This window comes from Streptomyces sp. NBC_01428 (assembly GCF_036231965.1).
Classification (GTDB): Bacteria; Actinomycetota; Actinomycetes; order Streptomycetales; family Streptomycetaceae; genus Streptomyces.
On record NZ_CP109499.1, the window covers coordinates 584,694 to 610,420 of the forward strand.

The 25,727-nt window shown below is 72.1% G+C and carries 19 protein-coding genes and 1 pseudogene; 8 read left to right on the top strand and 12 right to left on the bottom strand.

Annotated elements, in window-relative coordinates; genetic code table 11:
• Positions 1–44 precede the first annotated feature (44 nt).
• The 4 genes and pseudogenes from nirD to OG406_RS02430 form a co-directional block, all read right to left on the bottom strand.
• Positions 45–437, bottom strand: coding sequence for a nitrite reductase small subunit NirD (gene nirD, locus OG406_RS02410; RefSeq protein WP_266619186.1), 393 nt, complete (start codon positions 435–437; stop codon positions 45–47).
• The gene (gene nirB, locus OG406_RS02415; RefSeq protein ID WP_329183636.1) at positions 434–3,040 is read right to left on the bottom strand and encodes a nitrite reductase large subunit NirB; all 2,607 of its coding nucleotides are present in this window, start codon (positions 3,038–3,040) and stop codon (positions 434–436) included. The genes nirD and nirB overlap by 4 nt, the downstream gene beginning before the upstream one ends.
• Positions 3,037–4,277: pseudogene (locus OG406_RS02420) on the bottom strand (NAD(P)/FAD-dependent oxidoreductase). The gene nirB and the pseudogene OG406_RS02420 overlap by 4 nt, the downstream one beginning before the upstream one ends.
• A complete protein-coding gene (locus OG406_RS02430; RefSeq protein WP_329183641.1) occupies positions 4,274–6,391 on the bottom strand; it encodes a molybdopterin oxidoreductase family protein in 2,118 nt (705 codons plus the stop codon). Before OG406_RS02430 ends, OG406_RS02420 begins: the two are co-directional and overlap by 4 nt.
• A gap of 191 nt (positions 6,392–6,582) precedes the next feature.
• Between OG406_RS02430 and OG406_RS02435 the strand changes: the two genes are divergently transcribed.
• Together OG406_RS02435 and OG406_RS02440 are read left to right on the top strand one after the other, a co-directional pair.
• Positions 6,583–7,722 carry a uroporphyrinogen-III synthase gene (locus OG406_RS02435; RefSeq protein ID WP_267049719.1) on the top strand — a complete coding sequence of 380 codons (1,140 nt, stop codon included), beginning with the start codon at positions 6,583–6,585 and terminating at the stop codon, positions 7,720–7,722.
• Positions 7,723–7,724: 2 nt separating this feature from the next.
• On the top strand, positions 7,725–8,468 hold the full coding sequence (locus OG406_RS02440) for a sirohydrochlorin chelatase (RefSeq protein ID WP_329183642.1): 744 nt from the start codon (positions 7,725–7,727) through the stop codon (positions 8,466–8,468).
• 26 nt (positions 8,469–8,494) lie between these two features.
• Here OG406_RS02440 and OG406_RS02445 read toward each other — a convergent pair whose 3' ends face one another.
• Positions 8,495–9,118, bottom strand: a complete 624-nt coding sequence (locus OG406_RS02445) for a histidine phosphatase family protein (protein ID WP_267049717.1) — start codon at positions 9,116–9,118, stop codon at positions 8,495–8,497.
• A gap of 92 nt (positions 9,119–9,210) precedes the next feature.
• Positions 9,211–9,897: a maleylpyruvate isomerase N-terminal domain-containing protein gene (locus OG406_RS02450; protein WP_267049716.1), complete on the bottom strand. Its 687-nt coding sequence runs from the start codon at positions 9,895–9,897 to the stop codon at positions 9,211–9,213.
• Between the two features lie 203 nt (positions 9,898–10,100).
• Between OG406_RS02450 and OG406_RS02455 the strand changes: the two genes are divergently transcribed.
• Positions 10,101–10,844: a class I SAM-dependent methyltransferase gene (locus OG406_RS02455; protein ID WP_267049715.1), complete on the top strand. Its 744-nt coding sequence runs from the start codon at positions 10,101–10,103 to the stop codon at positions 10,842–10,844.
• Positions 10,845–10,995: 151 nt separating this feature from the next.
• Positions 10,996–11,940: a hypothetical protein gene (locus OG406_RS02460; RefSeq protein ID WP_267049714.1), complete on the top strand. Its 945-nt coding sequence runs from the start codon at positions 10,996–10,998 to the stop codon at positions 11,938–11,940.
• Between the two features lie 46 nt (positions 11,941–11,986).
• Here the strand turns inward: OG406_RS02460 and OG406_RS02465 are convergent, their stop codons facing one another.
• A complete protein-coding gene (locus OG406_RS02465) occupies positions 11,987–12,280 on the bottom strand; it encodes a hypothetical protein (RefSeq protein ID WP_267049713.1) in 294 nt (97 codons plus the stop codon).
• 203 nt (positions 12,281–12,483) lie between these two features.
• On the opposite strand from OG406_RS02465, the gene OG406_RS02470 reads away from it, so the two are divergent.
• Positions 12,484–13,464 carry a TIGR01777 family oxidoreductase gene (locus OG406_RS02470; protein ID WP_267049712.1) on the top strand — a complete coding sequence of 327 codons (981 nt, stop codon included), beginning with the start codon at positions 12,484–12,486 and terminating at the stop codon, positions 13,462–13,464.
• Between the two features lie 36 nt (positions 13,465–13,500).
• Here OG406_RS02470 and OG406_RS02475 read toward each other — a convergent pair whose 3' ends face one another.
• Positions 13,501–15,072, bottom strand: a complete 1,572-nt coding sequence (locus OG406_RS02475) for an oleate hydratase (RefSeq protein ID WP_329183646.1) — start codon at positions 15,070–15,072, stop codon at positions 13,501–13,503.
• 234 nt (positions 15,073–15,306) lie between these two features.
• Here OG406_RS02475 and OG406_RS02480 point away from each other — a divergent pair, with 234 nt between their 5' ends.
• A complete protein-coding gene (locus OG406_RS02480; RefSeq protein WP_329183648.1) occupies positions 15,307–15,546 on the top strand; it encodes a hypothetical protein in 240 nt (79 codons plus the stop codon).
• On the opposite strand, the gene OG406_RS02485 is transcribed toward OG406_RS02480, so the two are convergent.
• Positions 15,539–19,792, bottom strand: a complete 4,254-nt coding sequence (locus tag OG406_RS02485; RefSeq protein WP_329183649.1) for a S8 family serine peptidase — start codon at positions 19,790–19,792, stop codon at positions 15,539–15,541. The genes OG406_RS02480 and OG406_RS02485 overlap by 8 nt on opposite strands.
• 91 nt (positions 19,793–19,883) lie before the next feature.
• On the opposite strand from OG406_RS02485, the gene OG406_RS02490 reads away from it, so the two are divergent.
• A complete protein-coding gene (locus OG406_RS02490) occupies positions 19,884–20,831 on the top strand; it encodes a helix-turn-helix domain-containing protein (RefSeq protein ID WP_329183651.1) in 948 nt (315 codons plus the stop codon).
• A gap of 147 nt (positions 20,832–20,978) precedes the next feature.
• Here OG406_RS02490 and OG406_RS02495 read toward each other — a convergent pair whose 3' ends face one another.
• The 3 genes from OG406_RS02495 to OG406_RS02505 all read right to left on the bottom strand — a co-directional run bounded on the left by OG406_RS02495 (position 20,979) and on the right by OG406_RS02505 (position 24,527).
• Positions 20,979–21,557 carry a fasciclin domain-containing protein gene (locus OG406_RS02495; protein WP_323179371.1) on the bottom strand — a complete coding sequence of 193 codons (579 nt, stop codon included), beginning with the start codon at positions 21,555–21,557 and terminating at the stop codon, positions 20,979–20,981.
• A 306-nt stretch (positions 21,558–21,863) separates the two neighbouring features.
• Positions 21,864–23,063 (bottom strand): amidohydrolase, encoded by a 1,200-nt coding sequence (locus tag OG406_RS02500; RefSeq protein ID WP_267049710.1) that lies wholly within the window; start codon positions 23,061–23,063, stop codon positions 21,864–21,866.
• Positions 23,064–23,084: 21 nt separating this feature from the next.
• Entirely contained in the window at positions 23,085–24,527 is a 1,443-nt protein-coding gene (locus tag OG406_RS02505; RefSeq protein ID WP_267049709.1) for an MFS transporter, read from the bottom strand.
• A 156-nt stretch (positions 24,528–24,683) separates the two neighbouring features.
• Here OG406_RS02505 and OG406_RS02510 point away from each other — a divergent pair, with 156 nt between their 5' ends.
• The gene (locus tag OG406_RS02510) at positions 24,684–25,724 is read left to right on the top strand and encodes an Lrp/AsnC family transcriptional regulator (protein WP_267049708.1); all 1,041 of its coding nucleotides are present in this window, start codon (positions 24,684–24,686) and stop codon (positions 25,722–25,724) included.
• Positions 25,725–25,727 lie beyond the last annotated feature (3 nt).

The following is a 25,727-nucleotide window of genomic DNA, read 5'->3' on the forward strand; positions in this document are numbered from 1 at the left end:
GGAGGGGCGGGTTACGCGGTCGGACTCGCCGCAGTTCGGCCGTGCTACGGCCCGTGCACGCCCGCTCCGGCCAGCTGTGAGGTCGCGTCCGCGCTGTCGCGCACGGGCCAGACCCGCAGCACGGCCGGCGTGCCGTCCGGGGCGGTGGACTCGTCGAGGCAGCGTCCGTCACGGAGGTCGAAGACCTGCTTGTACATCGGCGACGCGACCGTGGGGACGTCGCCCCGGCTGCCGAGGATCCCGCGGGACATCACGTGGGCGCCGCTGAACGGGTCACGGTTGTCGACCGCGTACAGCGCTCCGGCCCGGTCGCGGAAGACCGCCACCTGCTCGCCGCGGGCGCCGAGGACCGCGACCCCCCGGCCGGGGATCAGGTCGTCGTAGGGGCAGGCCCGCGTCCAGCGCGTGCCGTCGTGGATCTCCACATACCTGCTCACGCGGTACGCACCTCCAGTCGGGGCCCGGCCACCAGGGCCGGGGAAAGGATGGTTCCGTTCTCGTCCGGCCGGGCCGGGCGTATCTGGCCGCGCTCCGGCACGAAGGTGACGGCGGGGTCGGGTGTGCCGGGGGCGTTGACGAAGGAGACGAAGCGGCGGAGCCGTTCGGGGTCGGCGAGGACCGCCGCCCACTCGTCCTGGTACTGGTCGACGTGTCGCTCCATCAGAGCGTCCAGTTCGGAGCACAGGCCCAGCGAGTCGTCCATGACGACGGCCCGCACGTGGTCCAGTCCGCCGTCGATCCGGTCCAGCCAGACGGAGGTCCGTTCCAGCCGGTCGGCGGTGCGGATGTAGAACATCAGGAACCGGTCGATGCTGCGGATCAGCGTGTCGCGGTCCAGGTCGGCGGCGAGCAGATCGGCGTGTCGCGGCGTCATGCCGCCGTTCCCGCCGATGTACAGGTTCCAGCCGGTGGAGGTGGCGATGATGCCGAAGTCCTTGCCCTGCGCCTCCGCGCACTCGCGCGCGCATCCGGAGACGGCGGACTTGAGCTTGTGGGGTGAGCGCAGGCCGCGGTAGCGGAGTTCCAGCTCGATGGCGAGGCCCACCGAGTCCTGCACGCCGTACCGGCACCAGGTTTCACCGACGCAGGACTTCACCGTGCGCAGGGACTTGCCGTAGGCGTGGCCGGACTCGAACCCCGCGTCCACGAGCCGGCGCCAGATGGCGGGCAGTTGGTCGACGCCGGCGCCGAACAGGTCGATGCGCTGGCCGCCGGTGATCTTCGTGTAGAGGCCGAAGTCGCGGGCGATCTCACCGATCGTGATCAGGCCGTGCGGGGTGATCTCACCGCCGGGGATGCGCGGGACGACGGAGTAGGAGCCGTTGCGCTGCAGGTTGGCGAGGAAGTGGTCGTTGGTGTCCTGGAGCGCGGCCTGCTCGCCGTCGAGGATGTGGCCGTTGTCGAGGGTGGCCAGGATGGAGGCGACGACCGGTTTGCAGATGTCGCATCCTTCGCCGGTGCCGTGCCGGTCGACCAGGTCGGTGAACGAGGTGATGCCGGCGACCCGGACGATCTCGTAGAGCTCGGTCCGGGTGTGGGCGAAGTGTTCGCACAACCCCTTGTCGACGGTGACACCGCTCGCCTGCAGTTCCTCCGTGACGATGGTGCCGAGGAGTTTGACGCAGCTGCCGCAGCCGGTGCCCGCCTTCGTGCACTTCTTGACCTCGGGGACGGTGCCGCATCCCGCGTCGTGGACGGCGGCGCGGATCTGTTCCTTGCTCACGTTGTGGCAGGAGCAGACGACGGCCTCGTCCGGCAGCGTGACCGGGCCGGCGGGGCCCAGTCCGGCGGGCAGAACCAGCTGTTCGGGTGCGGTGCGCAGGGGTTCGCCGCCCATCGCCAGGGGGCGCAGCAGTCCGTAGGACTCGGTGTCTCCGACCAGGACACCTCCGAGGAGCTGACCCTCGCGGCCGATGACGAGCTTCTTGTAGACGCCGTTGCGGCTGTCGCTGTAGAGCACGTCGAGTGCTCCCTCGGTCGCGCCGTGCGCGTCGCCGAAGCTGGCGACGTCGACCCCGAGGAGCTTCAGCTTGGTCGAGGTGTCGGCTCCGGTGAACGCGTCCTGGTCACGGTGTTCGCCGGCCAGGGAGCGGGCCGCGGTCTCGGCCATCGCGTATCCGGGGGCGACCAGGCCGTAGACCCGGCCGTCGGCGGCCAGCGCGCATTCCCCGATGGCGTAGACGTGCGGGTCCGTCGTGCGGCAGCGTTCGTCGACGACGATTCCGCCGCGCTCGCCGACGGGCAGGCCGCTCTCGCGGGCCAGTTGGTCCCGCGGTCGCACACCGGCCGAGAAGACGACCAGGTCGGCGGGGAGTTCCCGGCCGTCGGAGAGTCCCATGCCCCGGACACGGCCGTCCTCGCCGACGACGATGGCCTGGGTGCCCGCTCCCGTGTGGACGGTGACGCCCAGTTCCTCGATCTTGCGGCGCAGCAGCTGCCCGCCGCCTTCGTCGACCTGGAGGGCCATGAGGCGGGGTGCGAACTCGACGACGTGGGTCTCCAGGCCGAGCGCGGTGAGGGCGCCGGCGGCTTCGAGGCCGAGGAGTCCGCCGCCCACGACCACGCCTGTGCCGGCCTGCTCCGCGTCGTCGCGGATGGCTTCCAGGTCCTCGATGGTGCGGTAGACGTGGCAGCCCGCGGCGTCGTGGCCCGGTACGGGCGGGACGAACGGGTAGGACCCGGTGGCCAGTACCAGCGCGTCGTAGTGCAGCACCTGGCCGGACGCGGTGGTGACGGTCTGTGCGGCGCGGTCGACGGCGGCCGCCGGTTCGGCCAGGCGCAGGTCGATGCCGTGGTCGGTCACGAAGCCCGGTGGTGTGAGCGACAGCGCGTCGGCGTCCGTTCCGGAGAACCAGGAGGTCAGGTGCACCCGGTCGTAGGCGGGGCGCGGTTCCTCCGCGAGGACGGTGATCCGCCAGTCGGCCCCTCCGGGCTGCTCGGTCAGCGCCTCCAGGAAGCGCTGACCGACCATGCCGTGGCCGACGAGGACGAGATCCTTGAGCGGACGGGACGACGGGCCGGACGTCGGGCGGTGTGTCATGGCGTGGCTCCGTATGAGGTGAGCAGGTGCAGGGGTCGGTCGGGAAGCGACGCGTCCCGCTCGTACGCGCGGGCGAGGTCGCCCACGGTGGCCAGGTCGCCGAGCAGGATGGCGCCGACGAGTCGCTCGCCGCGCAGCACGAGCTTCTTGTAGCTGCCGCGTGTCGCGTCGGACAGGCGGAGCACGTTCAGGTCGGGGTCCGCGGCCTGGTCGTCGGCGTCGAGGTGTGCTTCGCCGAAGGCCGCGTACTCCAGGGGTCCCGCGCTGAGCCGGGCGAGGGGGCGCGAGCCCTGGTAGAGCGCGTCGGGGTCCGCGCCGGAGAGACGTGCCGCGAGGACGTCGGCCTGTTCCCAGGCCGGGCCGGACAGTCCGTGCACGACGCCGCGGTGCTGGGTGCAGTCGCCGATGGCGTGGACGTGGGGCGCGGAGGTGGCCAGTGTGTCGTCGACGACGATTCCGGTGTCGACGGTGAGGCCGGCGGCGTGGGCGAGCGCGGTGCGGGGGCGGACACCGCAGGCGAGGACGACCAGATCGGTGCCGAGCCGGTAGCCGTTGGCCAGCTCGACGGCGCTGTCCCCGGTGCCGTGCCGGCCGACCACGGCGCGGGCCCGGTTGTTCGGGTAGACCTCGACGCCCATCCGCCGCAGCCCCTCGCGCAGCGCCGCCGCCGCCTCGGCGTCGAGCTGCCGCTCGATCAGGTGGGGCCCCTGGTGCACGATCTCGACGGTCAGGCCGAGAGCGCCCAGCGCCCGCGCGACGCTGACACCGAGGACACCGCCGCCGATGACGACGGCGCGCCGGGCCCGGCCGACGTCCTCGCCGAGGCGCGCGCAGTCGGCGAGGGTGCGCAGGCTGTGCACACCGTCGCGCAGCCCCGAGCCGTCCGGTCGGCGCAGTCCCCGGATCGGTGGGAGGACGGGATTGGCGCCGGTCGCGAGGACCAGTTCGTCCCAGGTCTCGATGCGGCCGTCGGCGGACGTCAGGGTGCGGGCGGCGAGGTCCACTGCCACGGCCTCGCTGCCGACGCGCAGTTCGGCGGCGCCGACGGCAGGGCCACCGCTTCCGCCGCGTAGCGTCCGGTCAGCACGTCGGCGAGGAGGACGCGGTTGTACGGCGGGCGGGGTTCGGCCCCGTGGAGGGTGATCCGGGCGGTTCCGCCGAGGGCGTGGTGGCGTTCGGCGAAGCGTGCGGCCGCCATGCCGGCTCCGACGACCGCGATGTGGCGGGCGGCGCTCATGCGTGCCGCTCCTCGTCCGGCCTCGCCGTCGCGGCGACGCCCGCCGCTTCGACCCGCACCGCGCAGAGCTTGAACTCGGGCATCTTCGAGGTCGGGTCCAGCGCCGGGTTGGTGAGGGTGTTGGCCCGTCCCGCGCCCGGCCAGTGGAACGGCATGAACACGGTGTCGGGGCGGATCGTGTCGGTGATCCGGGCCGGTGCGACGGCCCGGCCGCGCCGGGAGGTCACGGCGAGCGCATCGCCTTCCTCTACTGCCAGTTGGCGTGCCAGCAGGGGATGCAGTTCCACGAACGGTCCCGGCGCGGAGGCGTTCAGCGCGCCGACCCGGCGGGTCTGGGCCCCGCTCTGGTACTGCGACAGCACCCGCCCAGTCGTGAGGAAGAGCGGGTACGCGGCGTCGGGTTCCTCGGCCGCCGGGCGGTGCGTGACCGGTGCGAACCGGGCGCGGCCGTCGGGCGTGGCGAAGGTGTCCAGGAAGAGCCGGGGCGTGCCGGGGTGGTCCTCGGCCGGGCACGGCCAGAAGACCCCGTCCTCGGCGCGGATCCGGTCGTAGCTGATTCCCGCGTAGTCCGCCTGGCCGCCGGCGGAGGCGCGCCGCAGTTCCTCGAAGACGGTCTCGGGGTCGTCGTCGAACCCCCGCTTGATCCCGAGGCGTTCGGCGAGTTCGCGCATCAGCCACAGGTCTCCGCGTACGCCCTCGGGTGCGTCGACCGCCCGTTGCCGCAGGACCACCCGGCCTTCCAAGTTGGTCATCGTGCCGGTCTCCTCGGCCCACTGGGCGCTGGGCAGAACGACGTCGGCGAGTTGCGCGGTCTCGGAGAGCACGAGGTCGCTGACGACCAGCAGGTCCAACGACCGCAGCCTGTCGGTCACATGGGCCGCGTTCGGGGCGGAGACGACCGGGTTGGAGCCCATGAGGAGCAGTCCCCGCACACCGTCAGGCCCAGGATCGCCGAGGCTGTCCAGGAGTTCGTAGGCGGAGCGGCCCGTGTGCGGGAGAGTCTCCGGGTCCACACCCCAGACGCGGGCGACGTGTTCGCGAGCGGCCGGGTCCTCGATCGAGCGGTAGCCGGGGAGCTGGTCCGCCTTCTGGCCGTGCTCCCGCCCGCCCTGGCCGTTGCCCTGCCCGGTCAGGCAGCCGTAGCCGGAGTACGGCCGGCCCGCCTTGCCGGACGCGAGGCAGACGTTGATCCACGCGCCGACGGTGTCGGTGCCCTTGCTCTGCTGCTCGGGGCCCCGCGCGGTCAGCACCATGCCGGTCGCCGCCCGACCGAAACGGTGTGCCACCAGGCGGAGTTGGCTTGCCGCGATGCCGGTGAGCCGTTCGACGCGCTCGGGCCAGTGGGCCATCGCGGCGGCACGCGCGGCCCCGAATCCGGCGGTGCGGGTGTCGACGAACTCGTGGTCGACCAGCCCGTCGGCGATCAGCAGGTGCAGCAGGCCGAGGGCGAGCGCCAAGTCGCTGCCGGGCAGGGGTTGCAGATGGAGGTCGGCCAGGTCGGCGGTCCTGGTGCGGCGCGGATCGACCACGATCAACGTGCCGCCGTTCTCGCGCAGTTCGCGGAAGTAGCGCACGGCGGGTGGCATCGTGTCCGCCGGGTTGCCGCCGACGAGGATCAGGCAGTCGGTGCGCGGGATGTCCTCCAGCGGGAAGGGCAGTCCGCGGTCCAGGCCGAATGCGATACGGTTCGCCGCCGCTGCCGACGACATGCAGAAGCGCCCGTTGTAGTCGATGTTGGCGGTGCCGAGCGCGACCCGGGCGAACTTGCCCAGTTGGTAGGCCTTCTCGTTGGTCAGCCCGCCACCGCCGAAGACTCCGACGGCGTCGGCGCCGTGCTCCGAGCGGATGGCCGAGAAGCCTCCCGCGACCCGGTCCAGCGCCTCGTCCCAGCTCGCCGCCCGCAGGGTTCCTCGATCGCGTACCAGCGGTGTGGTCAAGCGGCGCGCCGTGTCCAGCAGGGGTGCCGCGGACTGCCCCTTGCCGCACAACGCGCCGCGGTTGACCGGGAACTCGGGTCGTTCGACGACCGTCGTCCCGACACCGCCGGCCGTCGCGAGACGCATTCCGCACTGCAGTGAGCAGTACGGACAGTGGGTGTCGGTCGTGGTCTCCATGCCGAAGACAGTGACCACGGCGGGTTACGCCGCCTGGTCGTCCGTGTTGCGCCGGCGGTACACGTCGCTCACGCCGCAGGCCGGACGGGGTGCGGCGGAGGACATGTGCCGTAACACCGCGAAGCATTTGCCTAACCCGGGCGTGACGGCCAGGCAACCTGACGGAAACCGCGTGCCCGGAGTCTGCGTCCATGGGCACCAACGACACTTCCACCCCGGCCGAGCCGGCCGGTCCGCTGACCGGGTTCACCGTCGGCGTGACCGCCGCGCGCCGTCGTGACGAGCTCGTGGCGCTGCTGACCCGGCGCGGTGCGCGCGTGGTGGAGGCTCCGGCCCTGCGCATCCTTCCGCTGGAGGACGACATCGCTCTGCGCCGGGCCACCGAGCGGTGCATCACCGCGCCGCTGGACTACGTCGTCGCGACCACCGGCGTCGGCTGGCGCGGCTGGATGAGCGCGGCGGACGGCTGGGGGCGGGGAGCCGAGTTGTCGGCCGTCTGCAGGGACGCCGTCGTCCTGACGCGGGGGCCCAAGGCGACCGGCGCCGTCCGCGCCAGCGGGCTCGGCGAGTCGTACTCCCCCGCGAGCGAGGCGACGGACGAACTCCTCACCTGGCTGCTGGCCCAGCCGCTGGCCGGCCGCCGGATCGCGGTCCAGGAACACGGCCTGCCGCTGACCACCTTCAGCGCGGCGCTGCGGGAGCGGGGCGCCGAGGTCGTCACGGTTCCCGTGTACCGCTGGGCACCCCCGGAGGACCCGGCCCCCGTCCGGCGTCTCGTCGAGTCGACGGTGCGCCGCGAGGTGCACGCCCTGGCCTTCACCAGCGCACCGGCGATCACCGCCTTCCTCCAGACGGCGTCGGCCGACGGCCTGCACGAACGCGTCCTGGAGGCCATGTCCCACGACGTACTGCCGGTCTGCGTGGGCCCGGTCTGCGCACGACCGCTGCTCGACGCCGGGCTGCCGGTGATCTGGCCGGAGCGCGGGCGCCTCGGCGCGCTCGTCCGCACGCTCACCGACACCCTGCCCACCCGTGGCCGCCAGGAACTGGAGGTCGCCGGACGGGCGTTGGTCCTGCAGGGCAGCGCGCTTCTGGTCGACGAGGAGAGCTACTGGCTCTCCCCCAAGGGCGCGACGCTGCTCCGCGCGCTGGCCGAGCGGCCCGGCTGGGTCCTCAGCCGCGCCGAACTGCTGCGCCGTGCCTGGGCCGACTCGGACGCGGACGAGCACGCCGTGGAAGCGGCGATCGCGCGGCTCCGTGCCTCACTGGGCCCGCACAGCGACCTGGTCAGGACCGTGCCCAAACGCGGCTACCGGCTGGCTGCGGGCTGACCGTGGCCACCCCTCCGAAGGACCTCGACCGCCCCGACCGGCCGACCCTCCTCGCCGTGGCCCACGGGACCCGGGACGCCGAGGGCGTCGCGGTCACCGAGGCACTTGTCGACCAGGTTCGCGCGCTACGGCCCGACGTGCGCGTGGAACGCTGCTTCCTCGACCTGGTCACCCCGTCCCTGCCGGAAGCGCTCGCCCGCCTTCAAGGTGACGTCGTCCTCGTGCCGCTGCTGCTCGGCGCCGGCTACCACGTCCGGGTCGACATCCCCGAGGCCCTCGCCTCGGCGCCCCACCTGCGCGCCCGCGTGGCCGCCGCGCTCGGTCCCCACCCGCTGCTCGCCGACGCCCTCACCGACCGGCTCGCCGACGCCGGATGGCGCGCCGGAGACGGGCCCGTCGTCCTCGCGGCCGCCGGATCCACCGACCCCGACGCCAACGCCGACGCGGCAGCCATGGCCACGCTGCTGCGCCGACGGCATCCGCCGCTCCAGGACGTCGTTCCCGCCTACCTCTGCGCCGCGGGCCCCACCCCCGCCGAAGCCGTCGCGGCCCTCCGCTCCGAGGGCCACTCCCGTATCGCCGTCGCCCCCTACCTGATGACCCCCGGCTTCTTCGCCCGCCGCACCACCCACGCCGGCGCCACCCTCACCTCCGCCCCCCTGGGCACCCACACATCACTCGCCCGCCTGGTCGCACTGCGGTACGAGGAGGCGCTGGCGCCGTCCGGCCGTCGCCTCGAGCGATGACCGTTGCCGCCGCCCGACGGCCCCCCTCACACCTGCACCTCGGGCGGAAACCCCGTCCAGCGCAGTTCCTCCGCGAGGTGGCGCATGTCGTTGGTGATGAGGAGGTAGGGGGCCCGGCCCGGGACGTAGTGGATGACCGTGAGCGCGGCGTTGCAGTAGTTGAGGCCGAGCCAGCGCCAGTCGGGGGCCCGCATGGCGTCCCGGACGAGCCAGGCGACCAGGAAGTTGTGGGTGACGACCAGCTCGTGCCGGTCCTCTTCCGCGTCCACCGGCCCGGTGAACAGATCCAGCGCCCGGCGAGCCAGCACGGGCCCGTGCTCCCGCTCCTCGTCAGTGGCGTCGGCGAGGAAACGCAGGTAGAAGTCCGCCGACTCCGCAGGGAGTTCGTCCTTCGTCGGCATGTGGGGGATGTAGTCCCCGGCGACTTCCGAGACGTGGAGTGGGGCGTTCTTCAGCTGGTCGCCGATCAGCCGTGCCGTCTGTTCGGCCCGGGGCAGCGGACCGTGGTGCACAGCCGCGAAGGGGATGTCCTGGAGGCGTCGGCCGAGCAGCGTGGCCTGCCGCCGGCCGGCTTCCGTCAGCCCGGTCTCGTCCGGCGTCGCCTCGCCGTGCCGGACGAGATAGAGGTATCGGGCGGCTGTGCCGGTCATCGCAAACTCCTCCGCGTCCACTGTCGATCTTGTACATCGACGGACGCGGCCGCGGTCCGTGCCGGTTCCGTCCCGCGGCCGGAGAACGTCCTCTAGCCGAAGAGGGGAAGGCGCGCCGCGTCGGCTCCGAGTGCCTGGCGCTCCGCGTCCGTGAGGGGTACGCGGCCGGTGGCGGCCAGTGCGTAGTGCTCGTCGTCCCAGGCCACCGGCACGGCGCGGCCCAGAAGACCGTCGAGGGTGGAACGAACGGAGGAGAGCGCGGACGGCGAGGGTGCGGGAGCGGTCGGGAGGCCGCTGGTGAGGTCGAGGTGGTGGACGGTCGCCTCGACGGCGAGGGTGGTCATCAGGTCCCCGGCGGTCAGGACATGGCCCTGCGTGGCGACGACGCGTTCCGGATCGGCCCGCTCGGCGGCCGTCACGGCGGCCGCGGCGGTCTCCAGGTACAGGTCGCGCAGTTGGCCGAAGTCCAGGAACATGCCGGCGCTCACCCGGGCCCACCGTCGGCCGTTCGCCGCACCCACCGAGTCGGGCCGGCAGTCCTGCCAGTACGTCACCGCGTCCCGGTCCGCCGGACCGGGCGACGGCGTGTGCAGCGCCACCAGTCCGCGCTGGGCGTCTCCGAGACAGTGGAAGATCAGGTCCCGGACCGCCCAGCCCACGCAGCGCGTGGGCAGCCAGGACTCCTCGTCGTCGAGGCGGACGACAACAGCGGAGAACGCCTCGTAGGCGTGGCGCAGGACCTGGCTCGGCTGCTCGCGGTCGACGGAACGATCGGTCATGGCGCCAGCCTAAGGTCCTTGTCCGTGCCGCTGCCCGTGCAGGAAGGCGAGCTGCCCGCCTGGGCCGACAACGCGTCACGGCACCGTTCCGAGTCCCGCAGGCCGGCTCGTTCATCACCGACCGCCGGACGCGGCAGCCGAGTTGGAGACGACTCCGCATGCGCCCGGGTCACGGCACGCTGCCATGCCGAATACTGAAGGGCATGGCCATCTATGACACGCTCGGCGCGACGTACGGCCGGACCCGGCAGCCGGATCCGCGGATCGCCGCACAGATTCACGCCGCGCTCGGGAACGCACCGGATGTCGTCAACGTAGGGGCCGGCACCGGTTCCTACGAGCCGGCCCAGACGGTTCTCGCCGTCGAGCCGAGTCAGATCATGCTCGCCCAGCGGCCGCTCGGGGCGGCGCCCGCCGTGTGCGCGGTCGCCGAGGCCCTCCCCCTGCGCGACAACGCCGCCGACACGGTCATGGCCCTGCTCACCGTCCATCACTGGAGCGACGTGGCCGCCGGGATCGCCGAACTCCGCCGGATCGCGCGCCGCCGCATCGTGATCCTGACCTGGGACCAGCAGGTCTTCCGCGAGCAGTTCTGGCTCGTACGCGACTATCTCCCGCAGGCGGCCGCCTTCGACGACACCCGGGCCATTCCGACCGACCGGCTGACCGCATTGCTCGGCGGGGCACGTGAGGAGGCCGTCCCCGTCCCGCACGACTGCACGGACGGCTTCGGCGCGGCCTACTGGCGTCGCCCGCACGCCTATCTCGACCCGCAGGTGCGCTCGGGAATCTCCATGTTCGCCCAGGCCGGGGAAGGAGTCCTCGCTCCCGGCCTCGCGGCGCTCACCGATGACCTGGCGACCGGCCGTTGGCGTGAGCGGTACGCCGGCCTGCTCACGCTCGACACCGTCGATGTCGGCTATCGCCTGCTGGTGACGGACTGCTGATCCGCTCCAAGGAGCCCCTCCCGAACGGCACTTGGCCACCACCGGCATGGACGTGCTCCCCGGCACGCGCACCGGCACGGATCCGGGCCGTGAACACGCTTCGCCCGGCGGCAGTACCTCGCGGACGCACGCGCGCGTTAGCCTCCGCAGCATGGCTCGCCCCACGCACCACCCAAGGCTCGTCACCCGGCTCGTCGACGGCGACATCTGTGCCTATGACCTGGACGCCGAAGTCCTCGGCGTACTCACGCCCACCGTGGTCTGCCGGCCCTCCCCCGGCGACGATGTCGTCGAGTACGCCGTTTCCTCCGACCTCCAACGCGCCTTCTACACCACCCTCGACGCAGCCGTCTGTGTGACGGCGGACGGGGTGGAGATCTGGCGATCGGGGTTCGAGCCGCGTTCCGAGCACCGGATGGGGCACCGTCCCGGTTGCGTGCTGTCGCTGGACGGATCGACGGTCTGGGTCTACCGCCCCGACGTCATGGCGGGCCGTGGCCGGCCGGACCAGTGGGTCGCCCTGGACGCCAGAACGGGGGCTCTCGTCGCGCAGACGGATCTGCGGACGGGGGGACACGGCGGTGAGCAGTTCCTGCACCCGGAGGACGGTCACGTACTGCTGGACGTGGGTGAGGGCCAGGACGGCTCGGTGATCTACCGGGCGTCACTGGTCGAGGGGCGAATGGATCTCGCCCCCTACCCCTGGGACGACCGGTGCCTCATCGGTCTGTCGCCCGACGGGAGCCACTTCATGACGGTGGCCCACGACCAGACCGATGTGGCCCTCCACACCTACCCGGACGGCAAGGTGACGTTCGCCCTGTCGGTCGACGCCTTCGGACACGACCCGGACGAGATCTACGTGGAATGGAGCGGCGGCCATCTCGGCCCGGACACCCTCGTCGTCTCCCTCATGGGCGAGACGGGGGACGAGCAGGAGTGGTTCCGGTACTACACCGTCGACGCCCACTCCGGCCGCGTCCACGGGGAGTTCGACGCTCGCACCGAGAATCCGTACGACCTCCGGCCTCTCGGAGACGGATCGTGGCTCACCACGGACCCGTCCGGTCACCCGATCCGCCGGACCCGCTCATGACCGCCGCGTCCGCTCGTAGCCGGCGCATCCACTGACCCGACGAGGCTCAGGCGTGCGCCTTGCGCGGCCCGGTCGCCTTGCGTGTCGCCGCGTGATGGACGGGCTCTCCCGTCCTCGGGGGCTCCAGGCGGCGCAGTGAGAGCGTCGCCGTCAGGAGAAGTCCGCCGAAGACGGCCAGGAGCAGGGCGGAGACCCACATCTGCCGGGTCCCGGGTGACTGCCAGGCCGTCCAGAGGGTCGATGCGCTCCACATCAGGATGCCCATCACGTAGAAAGCGCGGACGCGGTGCAGCTGTCGCACGGCCCGCAGGAACATGACGCGTTCGGTCTTCGGTGCCATGGCGAGGCGTGTACCCCGAATCTCGGATCATCACCACGGAGTTGGGACGAATGAGCGGACGTCCGGAGCGGACGCCCCTCCGGACCCGCCGACGGCGGAGGAACGGGCAGCCGGCATCACGGACGGGACCATCACTCCCGCACATGTTGAACACGTTCAAAAAGAAGGGTTACGCTGACACGGTACGAAGCCGAGGGGGTTCGATGAAGGTAGTGCTGCCCGGGGGAACCGGACAGGTGGGCGCGATACTCGACCGCGCGCTGACGGCGGCCGGACACGAGGTCACGGTGCTGACCCGGCACCCGAAGCGGGCTCACGACGTCGAGTGGGACGGGATCACGCTCGGCTCCTGGGCCACGGCGATCGACGGCTGCGACGCCGTCGTGAACCTGGCCGGGCGCAGCGTCTCCTGCCGATACACCCCCGAGAACCTGCGAGCGATGATGGACTCCCGGGTGGACTCGGCCCGGGTCGTCGGCGAGGCGATCGCCGCCGCCGCACGGCCACCGCGCGTCTGGCTGCAGATGAGTACGGCGACGGTCTACGCCCACCGTTTCGACGCTCCGCACGACGAGGCGACCGGGGTGATCGGGGGCACGGAGCCCGGGGTGCCCGACTACTGGGCGTACAGCGTCGAGATCGCGCGGAACTGGGAGCGGGCGCAGGCCGAGGCGCCGACGCCCGCGACCCGCAAGGTGGCCCTGCGTTCGGCGACGGTCATGAGCCCGGACCGGGGTGGCGTGTTCGACGTGCTGTCGCGGCTGACCCGGCTCGGGCTGGGCGGTCCCGTGGCCGGCGGCGCGCAGTACGTCTCCTGGATCCACGACGAGGACTTCGTGCGGGCGGTGGAGTTCCTGATCGCGCGGGACGACCTCGAAGGGCCGGTGAACCTCTCCTCCCCCGGTCCGCTTCCCCACCGTGACTTCATGCGGGCGCTGCGCGCGGCCTGGGGCGTGCCCGTGGGGCTGCCCGCGACGCGCTGGATGGCCGAGACGGGGGCGTTCGCGTTGCGCTCGGACACCGAACTGCTCCTCAAGAGCCGCCGGGTGGTGCCGGGCCGGCTGCGCGCGGCCGGATTCACCTTCGCCCACCCCGAGTGGCCGTCGGCCGCCACCACCCTCGTACGGCGCGCCCGGTCGTCGAAGGCCGGTGGTCCGCACCGCGGCCGGGTCCCGCACACGTGAACTCCACGCCGTACGGGCCCCGGAGGGCGCTGCCTGTCAGCGTCGATGAAGCGTCTGAAGCGCCTCGACGAGGACCTTGGGATCGTGTGCCCCCTTGAAGACGGCAGGGGGCTGCCTGTCGAGTCCGAGGAGTTGGGCGACGGCGGTCCAGGCGGTGCGGACCGAGTACTCGACGGTGAAGACGACGTCGTCCGGTACTTCCGCGTACTGGCCGATGAAGGCGAGGTTCGTGGAGTTCTCCGGAACGACCGGCGGGCGGTCGCCGGTCTTGCGGACGAGGAACTGGCTGGTGATGTACGGCATCAGGGCGGGGATCACGATCGAGGCCTCGCGGATGCCGGTGCGCTGCTCCTGCTCGAACGGCAGGTGTTGCAGGACCTCGTCGAGGATCTCGCGGCCGGTGCAGTCACGCATCTTCTTCTTGACGAAGTCGCCTTCCTTGTCCGGGAAGAGGGCGTACCCCCACCAGACGAAGGTGTCCTCGGGCTGCTCGCGGAAGTGCGGCTGGTGGTTGAGGACGATGGTGAGGAGCCAGCTGGAGTCCTTGAAGGTGATCAGACCTCCCTTGCCGGCCTCGCTGCCGCTGAACTTCTCCATCAGCTGGAAGAAGGAGGGATCCTTGGTGGTGACGGTGAACGACTCCCAGGTCGAGTCGTTCGGCGTGGAGTCGAAGACCCGCGGGTCGCCGAGCCCGGCCCTCTTGGCCGCCAGGGCCTCCCACAGCTGCCATGCCCCACTGCGCGTGTCGGTGTCGAGGGCGGGGACGGTGTCGGTCGAGCCCAGGGTGGAGTTCGCGGTCATCGACCCGTTGGTGACCATGACGAGGTCGCCGTCTTCCAGGGTGATCCGTTCGCTCCTCCCGGCCCGCTCCACGGTGATCGACTCGACGGTCAGCCGGTCGCCCGGCGCGAGTCCCAGGTCGGTGACCCGGGTTCCGAGTCGAAGGGTGACGCCCTGCTCCGTGAGCCATGCGTGGAGCGGCCGGACGATCGAGTCGAACTGGTTGAACCTCGTGCGGTAGATCCCCGACATGGAGTCGAAGGTCTTGAAGAGGTGCACGAAGCGGTTGAGGTAGCGGCGGAACTCGATCGCGCTGTGCCACGGCTCGAAGGCGAAGGTGGTGCACCACATCGCCCAGAAGTTGGTGGAGAAGAAGTCCGGGTGGAACAGGTCCGCGATGCGCTTGCCGTCCAGCTTGTGCTCGGGGGTGGCCACGCACGTGACGAGTTCCAGGCGGTCCCGTTCGGAGAACGTCATCGCGTGTGCGTCGATGACCTTGCCCGCGGCGTCGACGAGCCGGGCGTGGTCGTTCCACGCGAAGTCGTCGTGGAAGGCGAAGGTGTCCTCCGTGACCGACTTCGACGGGTCGTCCAGTGAGGGAATCGAGGAGAGCAGGTCGTAGGTGCACTCGAAGTGCACCTCGAACATCCGCCCGCCCCGCATGGTGTACCCGGTCTCGGGTGAGCCGGCCGCGTCCAGGCTGCCGCCCTCGCGGTCCTGCTCCTCCAGAATGACGATGTCGTCGCCGGAGAAGCCCGCCTCACGGATCAGGAACGCGGCGGCCGACAGCGACGCGATGCCGCTGCCCACCAGGTATGCCTTCGCCACAGCCATCACTCATTTCCGGTGGCCCGCCATCGCGGGCGGGAGAGCACTGCCGGGGGCGACGGGAAGGGATGTCGTCGCCGTGTCCTTGGGGCCGATGCTGGCACGGGCTCAGGGGAGACAGCATCGGGAGGCGCGCGAACGGGTGGTGCGGGCCAGGCCCGGGACCCGGCTCGGGAGGTCGCTCGTCCGAGTCGTCCGACGCGCACGCCCCTGCCCGCAGCGGACCTCGCCGCCGTGGACGCCCTCCACAGCGCCCGCGCCGCCGCGTGCGACTGCCCGCGCACAGCGGACCCGGACGGCGACGGTCTCGCCGCGGCGAGCAGACGTACGTTTCTGCGGGGCACCGGCGTCCTCGGTGCGGGCGCCGCCGCCGCGGGTCTCCTCGGCGCCTCCCCGGCCTTCGCCGCCGGTGCGGCACCCCGGCAGGAAGGGGGCCTCTCCCCTCGTCGAGGCCCCCTTCCCCGGCTCACGTGAGTTTCAGCCGGTGCACACCTCCCAGTGCGGTCCCGACATACAGGCTCCGTCCGTCCGGGGCCGCCGCCATCGACAGGACGTCGAGGTTCTGCAGGGTCCCGGAGACGTTGCGCCAGGTGCGCCCGCCGTCGGTCGACCGCAACACTCCCCTTGCTCCGTAAGGGACTTCACCGGGAACCCAGCGGCCCGTGGTGCCCGCGTACAGGTCGCCGCCGGCCTCGACCACGCCCGACACCTGGATCCGCAGGCCACCGTGGTCGGCGGTGTGGAAGGTGCGGCCCCCGTCGGACGACCAGCGCAGCGTGGTGCCGCCGACGATCAGGCGGGACCCGTCGGTACCGAGAGCCGAGACCTCGCCGTCGGCCGCCTTCGTGAGCGTCCTGCCGAAGTCGTCCGAGTAGTACAGGCCTCCGTACCCGCCGAGCCAGATCCGCCCGTTCCTGTGCGGATCGGCCGTCAGGGCGCGGAACTGGTCGTCCTTGCGCAGGCTCTTCCAGTGGCCTCCGCCGTCGGTGGTGGTGTAGACGCCGGGTCCGTCGATCCGGGCGTAGGAGACGGCGACCCGGTCGGGGTCGCGCGGGTCGACCAGGAGCGCGAGCGCGTTGCCGTCGAGCTGCCCCCTGTCCTCCCAGGTGCGGCCCCCGTCGGTGCTCTTCTGCACGGCGAGCCCGGTGAGACTCTCGAACGTCCGCCACACGATGCTGCTGTCGCGGGCGTACGTCCGGATCGCCGACACCTGCGTGCCGGTCGTGCCCTCGTGCTCGCCGGCACCCCACTCGGGCGAGGTGACCGGGAGGGCCGTGCGGTACATGCCCACGCCGGTGCCGGCGAGCAGTTCCTTGCCCGCCACGGCCAGAGCGGGCACGCTCTCGCCCTGCACACCGATACGGTGCTGCCCCGAACTCCCCTCCGCACCGCGGTAGACGCCTGCCGAGGCCGCGCTGACGGTGTAGGTTCCGTCGGCCCAGCGGTCGTAGTCGTAGACGACGGTGGCCGGGTTGGGCTTGCCGATCTCCTGCCAGGTGGCTCCCGCGTCCTTGCTGACGCGGGTGGTGCCGTCGGATCCGTCGAGCAGGATCTCGCCGCGGGAGACGGTGACGAGCCCGCGGCCGTCACTCCGTCCGGTGCGCCAGCTCCTGCCGGCGTCGGCACTCGTGAACAGCCCCCCGGCCTTGCCGAGCACCTGGACGGCGACGAGCGGCCCGTCCGCGCCGAAGCCCGCGATGACCTGGGAGCGGTCGGACGCCACGGCGTAGACGCGTTCCGCCTTCTTCGGCCCGTCCCCGGACATGCCGCGCACCACCCAGACCTCGCGTCCCACCCATGCGTACAGGTCGTCGCCGCCCATGGCGATCTTGAGGACGTCCGCCGGGAGCCCCAGGTCCTCGCTCCTCCAACGGTCGCCTCCGTCACGGCTGATGAGCAGGCCACTGTCCGAACGGGCCACCAGGACCCGGGTGTCCGCGTCGGAGACGAGGTCACGGTAGGAGTCGTCGGGGGCGTTCAGCCGCTCCCAGGTGCGACCCCGGTCGTCGGTGCGCAGGATGCCTCCGGCGCCCACCGACCAGGACACGGCGATCATGGCCGACCACCAGCGGTCGGGGTCGTGGGCGTCGACGACCGTCGAAGGCTCGTTGGTGGCGGCGCCCATGAACGGGGTGCGGCCCCGTTCGGTCCACGTCTTGCCGGAGTCGGTGGTGAGCCAGGCGCCCGGCTTGCCGTACTGGGTCATGACCGCCTGGTGCGGCACGCCGGGGGTGAGGGTCACTCTGCCGTCGGCGCTGTTGGGGCCGACCGGCTGCCACTTCGCTCCTCGCGCGTCCTGCGGTGTGACCTCGAACCCGCCCGCGCCGTACTGACGTTGTCCGCCCGTCGCGGTCGCCCGTGCGGTGAGCCGGTAGGTGCCGGACGTGGGCCCGGCGAGGTCGGTGGCGAAGTAGTGCGGGTCGGCCGTCGGACGCGTCGTCCGCGTGTACGTCGGTCCCTTCGGCGGGTCGACGGTCAGGACCGGCGGCGCGGTGAGGGCCGTGGGCGTGTAGACGTACGCCGTGCTCGCACCCGACGAGGGGTCGGGCGTCGCGTCGACGTACAGCGGAGCCGCTTCGAGCAGGTACGGCACGCTCAGCAACGCCTTGCCGTGGTCCGTGACGCCGATCGCCCCGGAGAGGTGCACGGTGGTGTCGGGTCGCGGAGCGTCGACGGTCAGTTTCACGGTGGCGGTGCCGCCGGGACGCACGGTGATGCGGCGCGGGCTCACCCGTGCCGCTCCGCCGTCCACGGACACCGCGCCCCTGACGGTGTGCGCGGAAGGGTTGTGGAAGGTGACGGTGCGTCCGGCGGTGACCCGTGAGTCGCCCATGTCGGCGAGGCCGAGCGAGACGGTGGCCGGTGACGCGGTGAGCACGGCGTCGGCCGCGGCGGCCACGTCGAGCCGTCCCGCTCCCTGGGCGATCGTGTCGACTCCCTTGAGCCGGTGAGCCGTTCCGGTCAGTTCGGCGCCGATCTCGGTCGCGGAGCGGTCGGGCTGGAGCTGACGCAGCAGGGCGGCGGATCCGGCGACGAGCGGTGACGCCATTGACGTACCGGACATGCGCCAGGCTCCGGATTCGACCATGCTCCTGGGCACGGTCGAGCGGATCTCCACGCCGGGGGCGACGAGGTCGGGCTTGAGCCCCAGGTTCTGGTCGGGTCCGCGGGAGGAGAACGCGGCGATCTCGTCGCTGGAGTCGCGGCCCGAGAGCGTCAGCTCGGCTCCTCCTGCGGCGAGTTCGGTGAGTTCCTGGCCCTGGATACGGTCGACGCCCGTGACCACGAGGTGGTCCATGCGCAGGTCGCCGTCCGTCCCTGCCAGGCGTCGGCCGCTGTCCGCCGGCACGGGAGCGCCGTCCCCCGGCTGTTCGACCGGCACGGCCCGCGCGGCTCGTCCGCCCGCGAGGACGGGGCCGCCTCCGCCGGACGCGCCGCCGATCAGGGCGAGGGCGCCGCGCTTCTCGGCCTCGGCGTACACGGCGAGGTCTTCGGGGTAGAGGGATTCGTCCTCACCCCGGGCGGGCGGGAAGGCGTACAGGACGACCTTTCCGCGGACGTCGCCGGCGCGCTCCCAGTCCTCGGGGGTGCCGGTGCCGATGTCGACCAGTGCGCCGGTCGACGGCTTCTCCGGCGGGTTCGCGGAGACGAGTCCGCGGTAGGTCTCCAGGGTCTCCCGCTGTCCTGCCAGGCGGAGTTCGGGTACGGCGATGCCGCTCGTGGAGGCGCCGACGGCGAGGACGCCGCGCGCGGCGGCGGGACTGCCGACGGTGTACGGGCCCGGTCCCTCGTTCCCCGCGGCGGCGACGACCACGACGCCGGCGTCCACCGCCGCGGTCGCCGCGAGGCCGAGCGGGTCGGTGCCGTCACCGGGTCCGCCGATGCTGAGGTTGATCACGTCGGCGCGGTGCGGGTTGGCCGGGTCGATGGCCGCCTCGATACCCGCGATGATCGCGGAGGTCTCGCCGTAGCCGTCGGCGTCCATCACCTTGTACGCGAGGAGCCGGGCGTCCGGCGCCGCGCCGGTGATCCCGCCCGGTGCCGCGGACTTCGCCGCGATGATGCCGGCGACGTGGGTGCCGTGGGCGTTGTCGTCCATCGGATCGTCGTCGTCGTTGACGAAGTCGTGCCCGCCGACGACCTTGTGGCCCTCCCCGAGGCCCGCGCCCAGGTCCGGGTGGGTGTAGTCCACGCCGGAGTCCACCACGGCGACGGTGACGCCCTTCCCGGTGGCCGTGCCGCCGCCGGGGGCAGGACGCTTCCAGACGTCGGGGATGCCGACCAGTTCATGGGCGTCGGTGGCGAGCACCTTCATCCGGGTGTCGGGGACCACGGCCTTGACCCCGGGCAGGGCGCGCAGCCGGGTCACGCTGTCCTCGTCGACGGTCATGGCGACCGCGTTCAGGGCGAGTCCCAGGTGGCGTACGGACTTCGGGGCCGCACCCGCGTCCTGGGCCGCGTCGAGGACCGTATCCTGCCGGGCGTCGATCCGCTCACGCGCGGACCGCACATCGGCGGTCCGGGCGTCACGGGCAGCGCCGGCGGGAGCCTCCAGGGCGGTCGCGCCGTCGAGTTCGACGATGACCCGGGTGCGTGCCGGTGCGTCCGCGGCCCGGGCGACGGGCGCCCCGCCCAGCAGGCCGCCGAGCACGGCGGCGGTCAGTGCGGCGTGCAGTGGTCTTCGGACGCTGCGGCCCGTGTGTCGTATGTGGTGACCCATAGGGGGAGTTGGTATCCGGAGACCCGGACTCCGCACAACGATTCACCACGGCCCATTGCTGCCGCTGGCACACATGGGCCAGGATCCCGGCATGACCGATCAGCTCGCAGCCGTCGGCGTCGACCCCTTCGACGAGGCCGTCTACCGCGTCCTTCTCAGCCGTCAGGCCGCCTCTCCCGGGCAGCTCGCCGACGAACTCGCGTGCTCCACGGACCGCGTGGGCCGCGCCCTGGCCCGGCTGCACGATCTGGGACTGGTCGGCCGGCTGTCCGGTGCACGCCGGCGGTACTCGGCGATCGATCCCGAGCACGCCGTCGACGCGCTCGTCCGTGTCCGCGCCGCCGAGCTGGACCGGGTGCGGTCCTCGGCCGCCGAGCTGTCACGTCTCTTCACCGCGGGCCGGCACGGCGGTGGTGAAGAGGTCGAGATCGTGCACGGCAGCGAGGCGCTCGGCCGGTGGTTCGTCCGGCTCCAGCAGGAGGCCCGGCACCAGGTCCGCACCCTGGACCGGCCGCCGTACGCGCTGACGACGGCGAACCCGGTGGAGGAGACCGCGCTCGCGGAAGGCGTCACCTATCGCGCCGTGTACGCGCCCGAGGCGTTGGAGTGGCCCGGCGTCCTGGACGACATCCGGCGCCTCATCAGTCATGGGGAGCAGGCGCGCGTACTGCCCGGCCTGCGGGTGAAGATGGCGATCGCCGACGACCGGATCGCGCTGCTGCCCCTCTCCCTCGATCTGTCGGACGTACGGGCCGCGGTGCTCCGTCCGTCGGCGCTGCTCGACGCGCTCGTCGACCACTGGGAGTTGTGCTGGCGCGCGGCCGAACCGCTGGACGCGCCCCCTGAGGGGCCGCTGGACGCGGACGACCGGCTGATGCTGTCGTTGCTCGTCAGCGGGATGAAGGACGAAGCGATCGCCCGCCAACTCGGCTGGTCCGTAAGGACGATGCGGCGCCGCACGAGCCGTCTGCACGAACTGCTCGGCGCGGCCAACCGGTTCCAGGCGGGCGTGATCGCCCAGCGCCGGGGCTGGATCTGATCCGACCCGAACGGGCTGAACGGGCCGAACGGGCCGAACGGACCGAGGGCTTCAGGGACGTCCGGGGCTCGGCGCGATGTCCGGACCGAGGCCGCATGTCCCCAAGAGCCCCGGTCCGGACGTATCCCCCGTCGGATACCGCCGTCGCTACTTGGGCGGCATGAGCACGCTGTCGATCAGATACACGGTCGCGTTCGCCGTCTTGATGTTGCCGCAGACGATGTTCGCGGTGCCGTTGACCTTGTACTTGCCGTCCGATCCGTCGGTGGTGAGGCTGGCGCCCTCAAGGGTCTTGAAGGAGCCCTTCGACAGCTGGTTCGGCGCGATCTTCTCGCCGACCACGTGGTACGTGAGGATCTTGGTGAGCTGGTCCTTGTTGGCGAGCACCTTGGCCAGGTCGGCCTTCGGGATCTTCTTGAAGGCGTCGTTGGTCGGGGCGAAGACGGTGATGTTCTTGGCGTTGTTGAGGGTGTCGACCAGGCCCGCCTTCTTCACCGCCGCCACGAGTGTCGACAGCGCCGGGTTGTGCGACGCGGCCGTGGCTACCGGGTCCTGGGCCATGCCTGCCAGGCTGCCGGATCCCTCTTTGGGAACCGACGAGCACGCGGGCCCGAACGTCCCGCCGTCGTCCGCGTGCGCGGCCGGGGCGAGAAGCCCGATGCACACGGGCAGTGCGAGCGCCGCGGCGGCCACGGCGGCCGTGTTGATCATGCTTCGGGTGGCCATGATCGGTACCTCCTCGGGATGAGGACTCATCGGGAGCCCTTTCATGGGTGCCGACCGAGACCGGCCGGGGACACGCCCCCGCATGAGTCCGCATTCCGGCTCGGCTCGGTCACACCCCTTATCCGAAGCGGATCCGGCACCGGATGGGTGGATGGAGAGGATTTATTGGCATTCGTCACATTTTTACGACGTGTGACGGCGTCCTACTGTGGGTCGACCGGCGGCGGGCCGGGAGTCGGTGGCCAGCCCCCGGCCGGGGCTGATTCCGGCCGGGGCTCGCGCAGGGTGTTCGCGTGATGTGGTCGGCTAGGCGGCCGGCGTCGTGCGGGGTGGGGTCGGGCGGTCGGTGAGGCGGGTCAGCAGGTCCGAACGGTGGTTCTCGTCGACGGCCAGGGCGATGGTGGTCCAGGCCATGGCCAGGCCGCCGTCGAGGACGGCGCGGTCGGCGCCCGCGCTGATGCCGTAGCGGGTGAAGTCGGGGTTGTGCATGATCGTGTCGCCGCAGTCGTATCCGATGGACGGGTGGATGGTGGGGACGACGTGCGAGACGTTCCCCATGTCGGTCGATCCGGCGCGCAGGGCGCCCGCGGTGTCGGGGATGCGACGCCCGAGGTCGGTGACCGCGTTCCGGTAGAGGGCCGTGATGGCGAGGTCCTGGCGCAGGTCGGCGTAGTCGTTGCCGACGGCCTCCAGGGCGAGTTCCGCGCCGGTGGCGTGGGCGCCCGCCTCGAAGCAGGCGCGGATCCTGGACTGGAGTTCCGCCAGGTCCTCGGCGGTGGCGGCCCGGCAGTCGTAGTCGGCCGTCACGTGGGCGGGGATGACGTTCGGCGCCTCTCCGCCTCCGGTGACGACACCGTGGACGACGCCGCCGGGGATCATCTGCTGCCGGTACGCGCTGATCGCCACCTGGGCGACGAGCATGGCGTCCGCCGCGTTCACGCCTCGGTGCGGCATGGCGGCGGCGTGCGCGGCACGGCCCGTGTAGCCCACCTTCCAGCTGCCGATCGCGAGGGACGTCATGCCGACGCCGTCGACGGGAGCCGCGTGGACCATCATGGCGGCGGCCACGTCGTCGAAGGCTCCCGCGTCGAGGAGGTCGACCTTGCCGCCGCCGTACTCCTCGGCGGGGGTGCCGAGGAGCTTGACGGTGAGGCCGAGGTCGTCGGCGACCGGTGCGAGGGCCAGGGCGGCGGTCACCGCGGCGGCTCCGTTGACGTTGTGCCCGCACGCGTGGCCGATGCCGGGGAGCGCGTCGTACTCGGCGGTGATGGCGACGACCAGGTCTCCGCTGCCGGCGACGGCCTCGAAGGCCGTGTCGAGGCCGTGGGCGCCGCGCCGCACGGCGAAGCCGGACCTCTCCATCAGGTCGGCGATCTTGCGGGCCGACTTGTGTTCCTCGTAGGCGAGTTCGGGCTCCGCGTGCAGGCTGTGGCTGAGGGCGATGACGTCGTCCTGGCGTCGTGTGACGACGGTTCGGGCGTGTTCACGAGGGTCGTGGTGGCTCACTCGGGTTCCTTCTTCGAGGTGTCAGACGGTGCGGGCGCCGGAGCGGTAGAACAGGGCGACCGCCGCTCCGGCGAGGGCGGTCGCGGCGCACACGCTCCAGCAGGTCGCGTAGGCGGCGTACTGCGGCAGGACCGAGCCGGCCGGTGTACTGGCGGCGGTGACGGCGAGCACGCAGGCCGCGCCCAGCGAACCGCCGACGTTGATGAGGAGTTCGTTGATGCCGGAGCCGACGGCGGTCTGCTCCCGCGGGACCGACTCGACGGCGAGCGTGCGGGTGGACTGCTGGAGCACGCCGGCTCCGAGCCCGGCCACGGCCTGGCAGACCAGGTACGGGGCGACGGAACTGTGGAGGCCGAGCGTGAGCAGGTAGCCCGTCGCCATCAGCAGGGAGCCGGTGACGAGCGTCGCGCGGTCGCCGATCCGTTGGGCCAGGGTGGGGGCGGCCAGTGCGGCGACGCCGGTCGCGGCCATCGACGGGATCATCGCGAAGGCGATCTCCAGCGGCGCCAGTCCGAGTCCGTAGCCCACGGCCTCCTTCGGCGTGCCCATGAAGATGGCGCCGGCCACCTGGAGACCGATCATGCAGAACGAGAACGTCGTGGTGACGACCGCGACGACGGAGACGTTGCGCCGCCGGAACAGTCGTACGTCGATCATCGGGTCCGGCGAGCGGAGCTCCACCCGAGCCCAGACGGCCGTCACCAGGGCGCCCCCGACCAGGCAGCCGAGGGTGCGCGGCGACGTCCACGCCCAGCCCGGCATTCCCCCCTGCCCGAGCCCGAGCATGATCGCGACGAGGCCGACGCACAGCAGCACGCCTCCCCGCACGTCGAGACGGCCGCCGGGGCGCTCCGTCGTCTCGGGCAGCAGGGGCCAGGTCACGAGGAACGCGATGCCGACGGCGGCCGTCGGCACCCACAGGGCGGCCGTCGGTGTGTCGACGTAGTGGGCGACCAGCCCGCTGGCGACACCGCCGACGCAGATGCCGCCGACGAGCGCGGCCACCATGGTGCCGATGGCGTTCCTGCTCTCGGCGGCGTCGCTGCGGTTGCGCAGGATGCCGACCAGCAGGGGGAAGAAGCCCGCGAAGGCTCCTTGGAGCACCTGTCCGACGAGGAGGGTCTGGAAGGAGCCGGCGAGGCCGACGACGACGGATCCGGCGAGGACCACCGCGATGTTCCACCGCAGGACGCGGCGATGACCGTGGAGGTCGCCGAGCCGCGAGAGCAGGGGTGTGAAGGCGACGCTCGCCATCAGATTGGCGATGCTGATCCAGTTGAGGTCGGCGGCGGTGACGTGCAGGACGTCGGTCAGGCTGCGCAGGACCGGCGACAGGAATCCCTGGGTGATGCCGCTGGACAGCTCGACGAGCACGATCGAGACCACGAGGGCCATGGCGGACACGGGCACGGGACGGTTCCGCGGGGTGGAGCTGGGCGACGGTCTGGTGACTGCCTCAGGCATGGGCGGTACCTCTGCTGACGGCCGAAGGTCGGCTGGCGGATGCTGTCCGGTAATCTGCGGGTCACCCTCGGATCCAGGCAAGATGCACCCGGCAGAAAGCCTGGACCAGGCACAGAGACGTGCTGGATGGCGCTTTCGGGCATGAGAGAAGCAGAGATGGCGGAAACCGATCCCCTGGAGCAGTCGTCTTTCGACGGTCCGGACCTGGCGATTCTGCAGTTCCTCGCGCAGCGGCCCCGCGCGTCGTTCGCCGAAGCCGGCGAGCAGGTCGGGCTGCACGAGCGGACGGTGGCCCGACGCCTCGAACGGATGCTCAGGACCGGGCGGGTACGGTTCATCGCCGCGCTGCTGGGCGAGTACCTGGGCGAGGGGCTGGTCGTCGAGCTGGCCGTGCGCTGCGCTCCGGGTCGTCTGGAGGAGGTGGCCCGCGCCATCGCCGCCCGGCCCGACACCCGGTCGGTCGAGGTGGCCACGGGCGACCTGGTGGTCCTCGCGGAGATGGTCGTCGCCGACGAGGCCGAGCTGCTCGACCTCATCGACCGGACGATCGGCGGGATGCCGGGCGTGCTCGACATCCACTCCGCGCTCGTGCTGCGCCTGCTCCTCACCGCGGTCGACTGGACGCCGTACGGCACGGAGCCGACGCGTATGCGCAGGCTGGCGATGGACGGGCTGCTGCCGCCGCCACCGATCCCGGTGGACGACATCGACCGGGAGCTGGCGGACCTGCTAGCGGAGGACGCCCGCATGCCGATGACCAGCCTCGCGGTCCGGCTGAACCTCGGCGAGTCGACCGTGCGGCGGCGGCTCAACCGGCTCATGGCCTCACACGTGTTCCACCTGCGGCTGTTCGCCGAGCCGAGTGTGCTCGGCCACCCGGTGGAGGCGCGCTTCCGGCTCCGTGTCGAGCACGCCCACCTCGACACCGCGCTCCGCCGGCTCGCTCACGAGCCCTCGATCCGGCATCTGGTGGTCACCACCGGGCGCGACAACGTCCTCGGCTACAGCAGCCACCCCACGGCGGCGGACATGCACACGTTCCACGCCCGGGCGTTCTCCGGACTCGACGGCGTCCGCGAGGTCCAGACCGCCCTCCTCATGCGCAGCTACAAACGCGCGGGCCGACCCGTCCGCATCCGCGCCGCGGACCACCACACACCTCCGCTCCCCCGGGTCGGCCCCGGGGAACCGAGGTGAGCC

What these genes read in the sequence shown, in the direction of transcription:
- nirB (WP_329183636.1), bottom strand. Translation starts at nt 3,040, where the DNA reads ATGACACACCGCCCGACGTCCGGCCCGTCGTCCCGTCCGCTCAAGGAT.
- OG406_RS02430 (WP_329183641.1), bottom strand. Translation starts at nt 6,391, where the DNA reads ATGGAGACCACGACCGACACCCACTGTCCGTACTGCTCACTGCAGTGC.
- OG406_RS02435 (WP_267049719.1), top strand. Translation starts at nt 6,583, where the DNA reads ATGGGCACCAACGACACTTCCACCCCGGCCGAGCCGGCCGGTCCGCTG.
- OG406_RS02445 (WP_267049717.1), bottom strand. Translation starts at nt 9,118, where the DNA reads ATGACCGGCACAGCCGCCCGATACCTCTATCTCGTCCGGCACGGCGAG.
- OG406_RS02450 (WP_267049716.1), bottom strand. Translation starts at nt 9,897, where the DNA reads ATGACCGATCGTTCCGTCGACCGCGAGCAGCCGAGCCAGGTCCTGCGC.
- OG406_RS02455 (WP_267049715.1), top strand. Translation starts at nt 10,101, where the DNA reads ATGGCCATCTATGACACGCTCGGCGCGACGTACGGCCGGACCCGGCAG.
- OG406_RS02460 (WP_267049714.1), top strand. Translation starts at nt 10,996, where the DNA reads ATGGCTCGCCCCACGCACCACCCAAGGCTCGTCACCCGGCTCGTCGAC.
- OG406_RS02465 (WP_267049713.1), bottom strand. Translation starts at nt 12,280, where the DNA reads ATGGCACCGAAGACCGAACGCGTCATGTTCCTGCGGGCCGTGCGACAG.
- OG406_RS02470 (WP_267049712.1), top strand. Translation starts at nt 12,484, where the DNA reads ATGAAGGTAGTGCTGCCCGGGGGAACCGGACAGGTGGGCGCGATACTC.
- OG406_RS02485 (WP_329183649.1), bottom strand. Translation starts at nt 19,792, where the DNA reads ATGGGTCACCACATACGACACACGGGCCGCAGCGTCCGAAGACCACTG.
- OG406_RS02490 (WP_329183651.1), top strand. Translation starts at nt 19,884, where the DNA reads ATGACCGATCAGCTCGCAGCCGTCGGCGTCGACCCCTTCGACGAGGCC.
- OG406_RS02495 (WP_323179371.1), bottom strand. Translation starts at nt 21,557, where the DNA reads ATGGCCACCCGAAGCATGATCAACACGGCCGCCGTGGCCGCCGCGGCG.
- OG406_RS02505 (WP_267049709.1), bottom strand. Translation starts at nt 24,527, where the DNA reads ATGCCTGAGGCAGTCACCAGACCGTCGCCCAGCTCCACCCCGCGGAAC.
- OG406_RS02510 (WP_267049708.1), top strand. Translation starts at nt 24,684, where the DNA reads ATGGCGGAAACCGATCCCCTGGAGCAGTCGTCTTTCGACGGTCCGGAC.